The sequence below is a fragment of the Glycomyces sambucus genome (assembly GCF_900102815.1).
Lineage (GTDB): Bacteria > Actinomycetota > Actinomycetes > Mycobacteriales > Micromonosporaceae > Glycomyces > Glycomyces sambucus.
Genome location: NZ_FNGF01000009.1, coordinates 175,762 through 188,838, shown reverse-complemented (window position 1 = coordinate 188,838; position 13,077 = coordinate 175,762). Strand labels below are relative to the sequence as shown.

The window sequence follows — 13,077 nt, the reverse complement described above, 5'->3', positions numbered from 1 at the left end:
CGTCTGGGCGTTTCCACCGGGGAGAGCCGGTAGCACCGTTCCGGGAGTCTACCCACGGGGGGCCAGGTCCAGAAGCGAACTGAGCGGCGCGTCACGCGGTGTCGGCACGGGCGGCCGCAGGTGGACGGTCCGGTCGACGACCCCGGGGGGCAGCGGCCGGTGGGTGATGATGATCGCGGTCTTCCCTTCAAGAGCGGCGGCGGCCGTCCTGAGTACGCGTTCTGCGGTGGCGGCGTCGAGATGCGCGTCGGGTTCGTCGAGGACGAGCACTTCGCGGTCGGCGATGAGGCAGCGGGCGAGGGCGATGCGGCCGCGCTCGCCGCCGGAGACGGCCCGGCCGTGCTCGCCGAGACGGGTGGCCAGGCCCAGGTCCAGGCCGTCGAACCAGTCGCGCAGGCCGGCCCAGCGCAGGGCCCGGACGAGCTCGTCGTCGGTGGCGCCGGTGCGCGCGAGGCGCAGGTTCTCGGCGAGGGTGGTGTCGAAGACGTGGGCGTCCTGGGAGCACAGGCCGACGGTGCGGCGCACGTCGTCGCCGTCGTACTCGGCGAGTTCGACGCCCCCGAAGCGCAGCGACCCCTCGTAGGGCAGGAAGCCCATGAGGGCGGCGGCGAGCGTGGACTTGCCCGAGCCGGAGGGGCCCATGACGGCGACGCGCTCGCCGGGCTGGATCTTGAGGTCGAAGCCCGCGATGGCGGGCCGGTCGGCGCCGGGCCAGGCGACCGAGAGCCGCTTGATCTCGATGTAGGGCGGGCCCCCGAGCGGGTTGGGCTCGAACTCCATGGGCTCCACGGGGTCCGGGCGCGGGTCGGGGGCCTGCGTGATCTCGACGAGGCGGCGCCCGCTCTCCTTGGCGGCAGCGGTCTGCTGGGCCGCGGCGGGGAGGGCGAGGACGGGTTCGAAGGCGGCGAGCGGGACGAGCGCGAGGCAGGCGAGGAGGACCCCGTCGAGGGTCCCGGCCGCGACGGCGGGGATGCCGGTCCACAGTGCGCCGGCGACGGCGGCGGCCATGGCGAGCAGGCCGGCGCACTGGCCGAGCCCGGCGGACCAGGCGATGCGGGCGTGGGCGCGGCGCAGGCGCTCGTCGCCGTCGAGGGCGCGTTCGAGCGCGACGGCGTCGGTGCCGGCGGCGACGAGCTCTTCGCGGCCGTGGAGGCAGGCGCGGACGTTCTCGGTGAGCTCGCCGCGCTCGGCCGCGGTGGCGCGCAGGGCGAACCGCGAGGACCAGGAGGCGAGTGCGGGCCCGGCGAGGCCCGCGGCGAGCAGCGTCAGGGCCAGGACGGCCCCGGCGGCGGGCAGGATCGCGGTCTGGAGGACCACGGCCACGACGGCGGTGATGACCGCGGCGGTGAGCGGGAGGGTCCCGCGCAGCCACCGGTCGCCGGTGCCGTCGACGTCGTCGACCAGGCGGGCCTGGAGGTCGCCCGAGCGCCACACCGGCATCCCGGCGGGCGCGAGGCGCACCAGCTTGCGCCACACGGCGACGCGGAGGCGTTCGAGGCCGCGGAAGGCGGCGTCATGGGAGGTCAGGCGCTCGGCGTAGCGCAGGACGCCGCGGCCGATGCCGAGCGCGCGCACCGAGGTGATCGCAACCATGAGGTACAGGATCGGCGGCTGCTCCCAGGCGCGGGAGACGAGGTACGCCGAGACCGCGAGGAGCCCGAGGGCGCTGAGCTGGGCGAGGGCGCCGAGGACGGCGCCGAGGCCGAGCCGCAGGGCGATCGTGTTGCGCCACTGCGAATACGAACGACGACTGACCACTACCAGTCCACCTCTCGGTCGGCGATGGCCCGTACCGCGTCGCGGTGCGAGGCGATGAGCACGGTCCGGTTCTCGCGGTAGGGCGCGAAGGATTCGAGGACCGCGCGCTCGGTGTCGGTGTCGAGGTGCGCGGTCGGCTCGTCCAGGAGCAGGACCGGCGTGTCGAGGAGGTCGGCGCGCAGCAGCAGCCGGGCGAGCCCGACCCGGGCGGCCTCCCCGGCGGAGAGCCCGGCGCCGCCGGCGGTGACGCGGCGGCGCCCGTCGGGGGCGTGCGCGGCGGCGATGGCCTTGGCGACGGCGGGGTCGGAGGCGTCGTGCGGCACCGAGAGGCGCACGTTGTCGGCGACGGTGCCGTCGATGAGGACCGGCTTCTGGGGCAGCCAGGAGACGGAGCGGCGGATGGCCTCCAGGTCGAGGCGGGCGAGGTCGGTGCCGTCGAAGGCGATCGAGCCGCCCACCGGCTGCCGGAAGCCCAGGAGCGCAGCGAGGAGCGTCGACTTGCCCGCGCCGGAGCGGGCGGTGAGGACGGTGGTCTGCGCGGCGGGCACGGTGAGGCTGAGTTCGGGCAGCGGGTCGCGGCCGGGGTAGGCGAAGACGGTGCGGCGGAACATGATCGTGGGCGCGCGGCGCAGCGGCGGCGCGATGTGCGGGGCGCTGGTGAGGGCGGGCGCGTCGGTGGGCTCGCCCGCTTCGGCGGGTCCGGTCCCCTCCTCGGTGGGCTCGGCGAGGATCGCGAAGACCCGTTCGGCGGCGGCGAGCCCTTCGGCGCTGGCGTGGTAGTGGGCCCCGGCATTGCGCAGCGGCAGGTACGCCTCGGGGGCGAGGATGAGGACGAGGAGCGCGGTCTGGAGCCCGGCCTGGCCGGCGAGGCCGCCGTCCACGAGCTGGACGCCCACGGTGACGGCGACGACGGCCACGGACAGGGACGCGGCGAGTTCGAGGACGAGCGCGGAGCAGAACGCGACGCGCAGCAGCGACATCGAGCGGCGCCGGTACTCGCCGGTGGTGACCTCGATGGCCCCGGTCTGCTTGGCGGCGCGGCCGAACGCCTTCAGGGTGGGGAGCCCGGCGACGAGGTCGGCGAAGTGGTGCGCGAGCCGGGAGGTCACCGCCCACTGGCGGTCGGCGCGGGCTTTCGTGTAGTGGCCGATGAGGATCCCGAACAGGGGGATGAGCGGGAGCGTGACGAGGACGATGAGCGCGGCGGGCGGGTAGGCGATGAGCATGACGACGAGGACGCCGGCGGGCACGATCGCGGCGAGCACGAGCTGGGGCAGGTAGCGCGCGAAGTAGGCGTCCAGGGCGTCGATGCCGCGGACCAGGAGGTTCGCGGTCTCGCCGGAGTGGCGGGTGCCGGAGGGCAGGCGCATGAGGCGTGCGAGGGCCTGGCGGCGCAGGTCGGACTTGACCCCGGCGGCGGCGCGGTTCGCGGCGGCCTCCTGGACCGAGGCGAGGAGCGCGCGGGCGGCGAGGACGGCGGCGAGCGCGACGAGCCGCGGCCCGAGGGCCGCCAGGTCCTCGCCTCCGGCGAACGCCCCGGCGACGAGGGAGGCGATGAGCCAGGCCCCGGCGACCACGCACGCGGTCTGGGCCAGGCCGAGCGCCGCGCACACGCCGATGTAGACGGACGCGCCGCGGGCGCGGTGGAGCAGGCGGCGGTCGAACGCGCCGGCGGCGGGCTTCGGGGCGAGCTGCGTCATGCGACGGGGATCCTCTCCTCGGGGATGCGGTCGACCGAGACCCGCTTGCGGAAGACCCAGTAGGTCCATCCCTGGTACAGCAGGACGATGGGCAGGAAGACGACCGCGGCCCAGGTCATGATGCCGAGGGTCTTCTCGGTGGCGGCGGCGTTCTGCGCGGTCAGGCCGTTGGCAGGGTCGCCGGTGGACGGCAGCACGTCGGGCCACAGCGCGCAGAACAGGGCGGCCGAGGCGAGCGCGATCGTCAGGGCGGTGGCCGCGAAGGCCCAGCCGCCGCGGCCCTTGAAGTCGAGCGCGAGGCCCGCCACGAGGGCGAGGACCGCGCCGACGACGAGGACGAGCGAGGCGCCGTTCCCGTGGGCCGCCTGGGTCCAGACCAGGAACGCGAGCGCGGGCACCGCGGTGGCCGCGCCGAGGCGCAGGCCGATCGCGCGGGCGCGGGCGCTGAGGTCGCCGGTGGTGCGCAGGTGCAGGAAGTAGGCGCCGTGGGTGGCGAACAGGAGCAGCATCGTCAGGCCGCCGAGGAGGGCGTAGCCGTTGAGCAGGCCCCAGAACGAGCCGGTGTAGTCGAAGTTCGCGTCGAGGGGGACGCCGCGCACGATGTTGGCGACCACCATGCCCCACAGGAACGCCGGGAGGGCCGAGCCGGCGACGAGGCACGCGTCCCAGCGGCGGCGCCACCGGGCGGTGTCGCCCTTGCCGCGGTACTCGAAGGCGACCCCGCGGACGATGAGCCCGAGGAGGATGAGGAAGAACAGGAGGTAGAACCCGGAGAAGAGGCTCGCGTACCAGTGCGGGAACGCCGCGAACATGGCGCCGCCGGCGGTGATGAGCCAGACCTCGTTGCCGTCCCAGACCGGGCCGATGGTGTTGATCATGGCGCGGCGCTCGCGCTCCTCGCGGCCGAGCACCGGCAGGAGCATCCCCACGCCGAAGTCGAAGCCCTCCAGGACGAAGTAGCCGGTGAAGAGCACGGCGATGGCGATGAACCAGATGGTCGTCAGTTCCATTGGGCGTCCTCGGCTAGTAGGCGAAGGCCATCGGCTTGTCGGGGTCGTCGGAGGGGCTGGAGGAGGCCAGGGCGGTCTCCTCGGCGGGCGGGCCCGCCTTCGCGTACTTGAAGAACAGCTTCAGGGCGATGACGGCGAGGATGAGGTAGACGAGGGTGAACCCGATGAGCGAGGTGAGGACGGTGGCGGCGCCGACGCGCGGCGAGACGGCCTCGCTGGTCTGGTACAGGCTGAAGACCACCCACGGCTGGCGTCCCATCTCGGTGAAGATCCATCCGGAGCTGTTGGCGAGGAACGGGGTCAGTGCCATCCACATCACGACGGGCCAGAACAGGCGGTGCGCGGGCAGGCGGCCGCGGCGGGTGGACCACCACACGATGACGGCCATCGCCATGGCGAGGAGCCCGAAGCCGATCATCGCGCGGAACGTCCAGTAGGTGAGCGGGATGTACGGGATGTAGTCGCCGGGCCCGAAGAGGTCGTTGTACTGGGCGTTGAGGTCGTTGATGCCCTCGACGCGGCCGCTGAAGGAGCCGGTGGCGAGGAACGACAGGAGCCCGGGGATCTCGATGATCGGCGTGCCGTGGCGCCCGTCGAGGGAGCCGATGGTGAGCACGGAGAACGGTGCGCTGTAGGTGGTCTGGTAGAGCGCTTCGGCGGCGGCCATCTTCATCGGCTGGGTCGCGGTCATGACCTTGCCGAGGGAGTCGCCCGAGAGGACCAGCCCGAGGCCGCCGATGAGCGTGGTGAGCACGCCCAGGCGCATCGCGGGGCGGTGCACGTCGAGGTCGCGGCGGTGCATGAAGTGGTAGCCGGAGACGGCGACGACCACGACGCCGGCGGTGAGCCAGGAGGCGAAGACGGTGTGCGGGAACGCGGCGAGCGCGACCGGGTTGGTGAGGACGGCGCCGAAGTCGGTGAGCTCGGCGCGCCCGGCGGTCTCGTTGAGCTGGTACCCGACCGGGTTCTGCATGAACGCGTTGGCGGCGAGGATGAAGTAGGCCGAGGCCACGGTCCCGAAGGCCACCAGCCAGATGCAGGCGAGGTGGAGGCCGGGCCGCAGGCGGTCCCAGCCGAAGATCCAGATGCCGATGAACGTCGACTCCAGGAAGAACGCGACCAGCGCCTCGAAGGCGAGCGGGGCGCCGAAGACGTCCCCGACGAAGCGCGAGTACGCCGACCAGTTCATGCCGAACTGGAACTCCTGGACGATGCCGGTGACCACGCCCATGGCGATGTTGATGAGGAAGAGCTTGCCCCAGAACTTGGTGGCGCGCAGGTAGACCGTCTTGCCGGTGGAGCGCCACATGGTCTGGAGGATCGCGACGACGAGCGAGAGGCCGATGGTGACGGGCACGAACAGGAAGTGGTAGACGGTCGTGACGCCGAACTGGATCCGCGCCAAGTCGAGAACGTCCATAACGCCCCAATCGCCCGTTGAGTGCCTGAGTCCGATTATCGTGGCAGCTTGGGTGTTCCCGAGGGGACGAAACGCGCAATACATCTACTTTTCGCGTTGCCCGTCGGCGAGGCACAATCGATGGGCAGTCGATTGCGTGAGGAGAGGCCATGCGGAAGGTCGCGGTGCTGGGCGCCGGGAAGATGGGGCAGGCCATCGTGTCGGGCCTGCTGCGCGCGGGCTGGTCGCGCGAGGCCGTGGTCGCCACGGCGCGCAGCGCCGAGCGCGCGGCGGCCCTGCGGGAGCAGTACGGGGTCCGGGTGGAGCCCAACGCGGTCGCGGTCGCGGCGGCCGACGTGGTCGTGGTGGCGGTGAAGCCGCAGGACGCGGCGGCGCTGCTCGACGAGCTGTCGGGCGCGTTCCGGCCGGACGCGCCGGTGGTGAGCATCTGCGCGGGGCTCCCGGTGGCGTTCTTCGAGAAGCGCCTGCCCGACGCGACCCCGGTGGTGCGGGCGATGCCGAACACGCCGGCGCTGGTGGACGAGGCGATGACCGTCCTGTCCCCCGGCACGCACGCGGACGCGCGGTGCCTCGAAGCGGTCGAGGAGCTGTTCGCGCCGCTGGGCCGCACGCTCGTGGTGGACGAGAAGCACCAGGACGCGGTCACCGCGATCTCGGGCTCGGGCCCGGCGTACTTCTACTACCTGGCCGAGGCCATGACCGAGGCGGGCGTCCTCATGGGACTGCCGCGCGAGGTGAGCAAGGAGCTGGTGACGCAGACGGCGCTCGGCGCGGCCCGGATGCTCCGCGAGAGCGGCGACTCCCCCGTGGCGCTGCGCGAGGCCGTCGAGTCCCCGGCGGGGACGACGATCAGCGCGGTGCGGCAGCTGGAGAACCACCGGGCGCGCTCGGCGGTGACGGACGCGATCGAGGCGGCCCGGGACCGGGCGCGCGAGATCGCCGAAGAGTACGCGTAGCGGGAGGAGAGCGTGATGGCGGACATGGGCGAGGTCAGGAGCGGGCGCGTCGCGGAGCTGGACGGGCGGACGGTGTACGACCTGGCGCGGCTGCGGCAGGCGGTGTTCGTGGTCGAGCAGGAGTGCGCGTACCCGGACCTGGACGACGCCGACATCGATCCGGCGACGGTCCACTTCTGGGTGGACGGCGCGGACGGGGCGGCGGCGTGCCTGCGGGTGCTGCGCGGCGACGGGGTGTGGAAGATCGGGCGGGTCTGCGCGGCCCTGCCGGACCGCGGGACCGGCCTGAGCGCGAAGCTCATGCGGGCCGCGCTCGACCACCTCGGCCCGGAGGTCGACGTGGTGCTCGGCGCGCAGACCTACGCGACCGGGTTCTACCGGAAGTTCGGCTTCGCCGAGTACGGCGAGGAGTACCTGGAGGACGGCATCCCGCACGTCATGATGCGGCGCAAGGGAACGAATCCGTAATAACCGATATATCCCCCTAAAGGGACCCCTGGAGTCAAGTCTACGAAGGGGGTCCGACATGACCGCGTTTGCCGCGTTCACCCGGCCGAGTGAGTCCGGGAGCGGGGCCCCGGATCTGCATGCCCCGCTCCCGGACGGCCCTACTCCGGCGGCAGCTGCGCCGGGTCGACGACGCCCCAGTAGGCGGCCTTCGCCTGGAGGCGGTCGTCGAAGAACAGCGGCGCCTCGTGCGGGCGCGAGACCGGCCAGGTCCGCAGCCACGACACCGCGTCGTACAGGCCCCACATCGTCACCGACTCCAGGTGGCGGGCGCGGGCGCGCAGGACCGCGAACAGCTCCTGGTAGTACCGGCCCTGGGCGGCCAGGCGCTCGGGCGGGGTCGAGGGCAGGGACTCCTCCATGTAGTCCGAGACCGAGACGTCGAGCTCGGTGACGGCCTGGAGCACCCGCAGGCGCCGGAACGCGTCGATGGACTCCCCGAGGAGCTGCGGGTCGCGCTTGTAGTCGACGTGGGCCTGGTGGCCGACCCCGTCGACCGGGACGCGCCCCCGCTTGAGGTCCTGCACCAGGTTGTAGAGCGCCTCGCGCTTGTCGGGGAACTCGGTGTTGTAGTCGTTGATGAAGAGCTTCACCTTGCGCGGCAGCACGCGGCGCGCGATCTTGAAGACCTCGCCGATGTAGGCGCCGCCGCCGAAGACCTCGTACCAGCGCGAGCGGCGCAGGCCGTCGGCCTGCTCGGGGTCGACCACCTCGTTCACCACGTCCCAGGCCCAGACGCGGTCGCCGTAGTGCTCGGCGAGCGCGGTGACGTGGGCCTCGAAGCGGGCCAGCAGGAGCGCCCGGTGGGCGCGGGTGGGCTGGAGCGGGTTCCCGGCGGCGTCGAGGAACCACCACGCGGGGGTCTGGTTGTGCCACAGGAGCGTGTGACCCCAGATCCGCATGCCGTTGGCCTCGGCGAAGGCCACGATCTGGTCGGCGCGATCGAAGGTGAAGACGCCTTCGGTCGGCTGGATTGCGTCGGGCTTCATCTGGTTGCCGGTGGTCACCTGCGCGAAGTGCTTGGCGAGGAGTTCGGCGGGCTTGCCGACGACCTCGGGCGGCTCGACGGCGCAGCCGATCGGGAAGTCGCACTCGAGGAAGTCCTTGAGCGGGAGGAGGTCTTGGATCTCGGGCTCCTGGATGCGGGTGAGGGTGAAGTCGTCGACGAGGACGGGGGTGAGGCTGGAGTCGGACTCGACGTAGAACTGGAGCAGGTCGGCGGGCTGGGTGATCGAGTACGTGCCGGTGAACTCGGTCCAGGCGTCGGGGGTGACGGCGGTGTTCCACCTGACCGTCTCGTAGGCGGTCGATCCGGCGGCGTCGCGCTGCACGGTGGTGCGCAGGTCGGCGGCGTCGGTACCGGAGGGCAGGCGCAGCAGGACCCGGAGCTGGTAGCGGACGCCGACCTCGATGTGGGCGGTGATGTCGATCGCGGGGCCGTTCCAGGTGGCGGTGCGGCCCTCGACGAGGAGGTTCCCCTCGGCGTTCACGGAGAGGGCGACGGCGCCGCGGGGGTACCAGCCCTCGGTGGTGCCGGAGGAGAAGTCGGTGGACAGGAGCAGGTCGTCGGCGTGCGCGGGGCCCGCGGTCGCGAGCGGAAGGACCGCGGCGCCGCCCGCGGCGGCCGCGCCCGCGAGGAGGGCGCGGCGAGAGGCGCGGGGGGAGGGTGTCGGCATGGACGCTTCCTTTGCGGAGTGAGGGGACGCCGAGGCCGGGAGTCGTGAGGTGCCGGCCCGCGACTGGGGTCTCCGAACGACGATTTCCGAAACTCTCGGAAACTTTCATTCAAAGTATTGATATGTTACGATCCTTGCGTCGGCGCTGTCAAGGCGGCGACCTACCACTGTGGCGGAGATGTGAGGGGCTCTGCCGCAAGAAGAAAGGGGGCCGGCGAAAGCCGGCCCCCGCCAAGAGTCTCGGCGCCTACGCCTCTTCGGGCTGCTCGATGAGCGACTGGATGTACAGCGGCTCGCCGATCTTCTCCAGGATCTCCAGCTGGGTGTCCAGGTAGTCGATGTGGTGCTCCTCGTCCTTGAGGATCGAGGCGAAGAGGTCACGCGAGGTGAAGTCCTTGACCGACTCCATGTGCGCGATGCCGCGCTTGAGGCGGTCGATCGCCTCGACTTCGATCTGGCGGTCGCACTCGAAGACCTCCTTGACGGTGGTGCCGATGCGCAGCGGGAACAGCCGCTGGTAGTTCGGCATGCCGTCGAGGAACAGGATGCGGTCGGTGAGGATCTCGGCGTGGCGCATCTCGTCCATCGACTCGGCGCGCGTGTACTTCGCCAGCTTCGTGTAGCCCCAGTTCTCCTGGAGCTTGTAGTGCAGGAAGTACTGGTTGATCGCGGTCAGCTCCGCGCTCAGCTGCTCGTTGAGGAACTCGATGACCTGCTTGTCGCCCTGCATGGCTGGTCCTTCCCGGTCGTTCAGGTGTCGCCGGTCCGGCGACCGGTGACCCCAGCGTAGGACGGAGAGGGGGACTATATCCAGCCAGGAATACCTAAAATAGGACAACCTATCCTAACGGAGGACATCCTAAAGGGACGGGCAAATCCCGATAAAGCGGTGGTGTCAGGCGACCGCGGGGACCGAGTCGGTGAAATAGCTCTCGATCATGTCGACCAAGCGCTCGTGGCAGGTCCCGCAGCTCGTGCCGGCGTCGCACGCCTCGCCGATGGCCTCTTCGGTGTGCGCGCCCGCGCTGATGCAGGCGCGGACCTCGTTCTCGTGGACCGCGTGGCAGATGCAGGCGTACACGCACCGACCTCCGGCAGGTTAGGCAGGACTAATAAAGGCATGCCTAACCTACCCAACGGCGGGACGATCGGCAACCGTCCCTTCGGTCACTTCCCCAGCAGCGTGCCCAGGACCTTCACCGCGTGCTCGATCCCGGCGTCGTCCACGTCCAGGTGCGTCAGCATCCGGCCCCAGTCGGCCCCGAGCACCGAGATCTTCACGCCCTGGTCGGCCGCCGCGGCCGCGACCTTGGCGATCTCGGGGATGCGCACGAGCACGATGTTGGTCTCCACCTGTGCGGCGTCGCAGATCCCGAACGGCTCCAGCGAGCGGGCGAGGTGCTTCGCGCGGGCGTGGTCCTCCCCCAGTCGCTCGACGTGGTTCGCCAGCGCGTAGCGGCCGGCCGCCGCGAGGAACCCGGCCTGGCGCATGCCGCCGCCGAGGCGCTTGCGGATGACGCGGGCGCGCTGGGCGCGCTCGGCGTCGGTGATGAGGAGCGAGCCGACGGGGGCGCCGAGGCCCTTGGAGAGGCAGACCGAGACGGTGTCGAACAGGCGCCCGTACTCGTCGAAGGGGACGCCGGTCGCGGCGTGGGCGTTCCAGATGCGGGCGCCGTCGAGGTGGGTGCCGAGGCCGTAGGCGTCGGCGAGGTCCTTGAGGCGCCGAAGTTCGGCGAGGGGCTGGACGGTGCCGCCGCCGATGTTGTGGGTGTTCTCGACGGCGATGGCGCGGGTGACCGTGACGTAGGGGTTGGGCCGGTTGATGAGGGGTTCGACCAGGTCGGCGTCGACGCGGCCGTTCGCGCCGGCCCAGGTGCGGGTGGAGATCCCGCCGAGTGCGGCGGCGGCGCCCATCTCGAAGTTGACCACGTGGGCCTTGACGTCGCAGAGGAGTTCTTCGCCGGGGCGGACCAGGAGCTGCAGGCCGATCTGGTTGGCCATGGAGCCGGTGGGGGTGAACACGGCGGCGTCCTTGCCGAACAGCGCGGCGGCTTCGGCTTCGAGGGCGTTGACGGCGGGGTCCTCGCCGTAGACGTCGTCGCCGACGTCGGCGCTGGTCATGGCTTCGAGCATGCCCGGAGTCGGGCGGGTCACGGTGTCGGAGCGGAGGTCGACGATCATGCCCCGATTCTAGCCGCGCGGCTAGGAGGCGGGCGGCGGCGCTAGTAGGGGTTCTCGCCGTTGCCGATGCCGAGGACCGGCAGGTACATGCGCTCGCCGTCGGCGGTGAAGCCGTCGTAGACGATGTCGAAGAGGTCCTGGATACCGAAGGCCCGCAGGGCGTCGACCATCATGTGGGCGGCCTGGTTGGTGGCGGTGCGGTCGGTGGAGTTGAACGTCCGCGACCAGTTCGGCTGGGTGCCGCTGGGGGCGCGGAAGCCCATGCTCGGGAGGTTGGACAGGCCCGAGCGCCAGGAGCCGGAGACGGCGGCGCTGGCCTCGACGCGGAGGCCGTCGTCGACGAACGCGGCGACGTACCGGGCGGACCAGTCGCCGGTGCGCAGGAGGACGGTGCCGGAGGTGTCGACGACGGGGACGTCGGCGGCCATGTCCTGGAGGAGGGAGGAGAGGCGTTCGGTGAACTCGCCCATGTCGTGGCAGGCGGGCTCGGGGGGCCGGGTGCCGGAGCGGGCGTAGGCGGCCCAGCCGGAGATGTCGCCCTTGCCGATGGCGTGGGCTTCGAGCTGCTCGAAGAGGTCCGGGGAGAGCAGGCGGAGGGTGACGCCGCCGTGGAAGCGGCGCAGGTGGAGTTCGAAGATGAGGCCGTCGCGGTACCAGCGGATCCAGGGGCCGCCGTCGCCGCCGCGGATCTCGGGGGCGCCGAGTTCGGACATCATGGTCCGCAGGACCTCGCGGAAGATGAGGGTGCGGTGGTTCTCGCCCTGGCGGCCGCGTTCGGCGGAGCGCAGGACCATGACCTCGATGGAGTAGAAGTCGGCGCGGCCGGTGACGGGGGTCTGGGGCGGGATGGAGTCGGCGATGGCGTTCCCGGTGTCGTAGCCGGTCTCGGCGCGCCACATGCCGATGTCGACCTCGGCGGAGCGGACCTGCCAGCCGAGGTCGGTCATGGCGCGCGTCAGGTCGCCCTTGTTCCACCTGCCGAAGTCGGTTTTTCGGGCCCGGCGGAGCAGGTCGACGAGCTGCGATTCCGTGATCCGATGTGTGCCGAGCATCCGGTACCGTGCCAATCCGTCCGTAGGTGGGGCTGCGGGCCTGAAGCCCGGCTGGCCACTGCGGTTAGGGTAGCCTTGCCTGAGATACCGGGTCGAGAGGTGAGGGTCGGGAGTTGTCCGATACTGTGCGGCAAGACACGCTCGTCAGCCTACTAGGCGGCAAGCGCGGCACCTTCGACGCCACCGCCCCGCTTGTGGTGTTCGTCCTCACCTGGCTCCTCACCGGGAACTCGATCGCATGGGCCGCATCGGCCTCGCTCGTCGCGGCCGGGGCCATCGCGGCCGTGAGACTTGCGCAACGCAAGCGGCCGCGGGCGGTGGTCCTCGGCCTCCTCAGCGTCGCGGTCGCGGCCCTGATCGTCCTCTACACAGGACGCGCGCAGGACATCCTGCTCCCCCGGATCGTCTCGAACGCCGCGAGCGCCCTCGTCTGGGCGGGCTTCATCGTCTTCCGTCGGCCGCTCCTGGGCCTCATCGTCGGTGGCCTCCTGGGCCAGCGCACCCAGTGGCGCCTCGACCCGGCGCTGCTGCGGGCGTACTCGCTGGCGTCGTGGGCCTGGGTGGCGATGTACGCCCTCCGCGTGGCCGTCCTCACCCCGTTCTGGAACTCCGACAGCGACGACTTCGCCGTCATCGGCGGCGGCGTGGCCCAGATCGTCCTCTCCTGGCCCCTCCTCGTCCTCTGCCTCGCCATCAGCGGCTGGGTCATCAAGGCCACCCTCCCGACCGACCACCCGGGCCTGCGCCACCCGGTGATCCCGACCGAGGCGATCGAGCCGGAGAAGACGCCGTCGTAACCTGATCCCCTTCCGCCCCT

The 13,077-nt window shown here is 71.6% G+C and carries 12 protein-coding genes; 3 read left to right on the top strand and 9 right to left on the bottom strand.

The annotated features are described in order from the left end of the window. Positions 1-48: 48 nt before the first annotated feature. From cydC to BLS99_RS23925, 4 genes are read right to left on the bottom strand one after another with little or no spacing between them, the layout of a single operon-like run. Complete coding sequence (gene cydC, locus BLS99_RS23940) at positions 49-1,758, bottom strand: thiol reductant ABC exporter subunit CydC (protein WP_176953513.1); 1,710 nt, start codon at positions 1,756-1,758, stop codon at positions 49-51. Further along, on the bottom strand, positions 1,758-3,458 hold the full coding sequence (gene cydD, locus BLS99_RS23935; RefSeq protein ID WP_176953512.1) for a thiol reductant ABC exporter subunit CydD: 1,701 nt from the start codon (positions 3,456-3,458) through the stop codon (positions 1,758-1,760). The genes cydC and cydD overlap by 1 nt, the downstream gene beginning before the upstream one ends. Continuing rightward, on the bottom strand, positions 3,455-4,468 hold the full coding sequence (gene cydB / locus BLS99_RS23930) for a cytochrome d ubiquinol oxidase subunit II (protein WP_091054248.1): 1,014 nt from the start codon (positions 4,466-4,468) through the stop codon (positions 3,455-3,457). Before cydB ends, cydD begins: the two co-directional genes overlap by 4 nt. A gap of 13 nt (positions 4,469-4,481) precedes the next feature. Continuing rightward, on the bottom strand, positions 4,482-5,888 hold the full coding sequence (locus tag BLS99_RS23925) for a cytochrome ubiquinol oxidase subunit I (protein WP_091054247.1): 1,407 nt from the start codon (positions 5,886-5,888) through the stop codon (positions 4,482-4,484). A gap of 149 nt (positions 5,889-6,037) precedes the next feature. On the opposite strand from BLS99_RS23925, the gene proC reads away from it, so the two are divergent. Further along, the gene (gene proC, locus BLS99_RS23920) at positions 6,038-6,844 is read left to right on the top strand and encodes a pyrroline-5-carboxylate reductase (RefSeq protein WP_091054246.1); all 807 of its coding nucleotides are present in this window, start codon (positions 6,038-6,040) and stop codon (positions 6,842-6,844) included. A 15-nt stretch (positions 6,845-6,859) separates the two neighbouring features. Further along, on the top strand, positions 6,860-7,312 hold the full coding sequence (locus BLS99_RS23915) for a GNAT family N-acetyltransferase (RefSeq protein WP_218126834.1): 453 nt from the start codon (positions 6,860-6,862) through the stop codon (positions 7,310-7,312). A 140-nt stretch (positions 7,313-7,452) separates the two neighbouring features. On the opposite strand, the gene BLS99_RS23910 is transcribed toward BLS99_RS23915, so the two are convergent. The 5 genes from BLS99_RS23910 to BLS99_RS26440 all read right to left on the bottom strand — a co-directional run bounded on the left by BLS99_RS23910 (position 7,453) and on the right by BLS99_RS26440 (position 12,260). Then, a complete protein-coding gene (locus BLS99_RS23910) occupies positions 7,453-9,027 on the bottom strand; it encodes an endo-1,4-beta-xylanase (RefSeq protein ID WP_091054245.1) in 1,575 nt (524 codons plus the stop codon). A gap of 247 nt (positions 9,028-9,274) precedes the next feature. Next, on the bottom strand, positions 9,275-9,757 hold the full coding sequence (gene bfr / locus BLS99_RS23905; RefSeq protein WP_091054244.1) for a bacterioferritin: 483 nt from the start codon (positions 9,755-9,757) through the stop codon (positions 9,275-9,277). 165 nt (positions 9,758-9,922) lie between these two features. Beyond that, positions 9,923-10,108 (bottom strand): (2Fe-2S)-binding protein, encoded by a 186-nt coding sequence (locus tag BLS99_RS23900; RefSeq protein WP_091054243.1) that lies wholly within the window; start codon positions 10,106-10,108, stop codon positions 9,923-9,925. Between the two features lie 86 nt (positions 10,109-10,194). After that, positions 10,195-11,205 carry a GntG family PLP-dependent aldolase gene (locus BLS99_RS23895; protein ID WP_091054324.1) on the bottom strand — a complete coding sequence of 337 codons (1,011 nt, stop codon included), beginning with the start codon at positions 11,203-11,205 and terminating at the stop codon, positions 10,195-10,197. Between the two features lie 44 nt (positions 11,206-11,249). Beyond that, the gene (locus tag BLS99_RS26440; RefSeq protein ID WP_091054242.1) at positions 11,250-12,260 is read right to left on the bottom strand and encodes a TY-Chap domain-containing protein; all 1,011 of its coding nucleotides are present in this window, start codon (positions 12,258-12,260) and stop codon (positions 11,250-11,252) included. Between the two features lie 125 nt (positions 12,261-12,385). Here BLS99_RS26440 and BLS99_RS23885 point away from each other — a divergent pair, with 125 nt between their 5' ends. Beyond that, positions 12,386-13,057, top strand: a complete 672-nt coding sequence (locus BLS99_RS23885) for a DUF3159 domain-containing protein (protein ID WP_245712389.1) — start codon at positions 12,386-12,388, stop codon at positions 13,055-13,057. Positions 13,058-13,077: the final 20 nt, after the last annotated feature.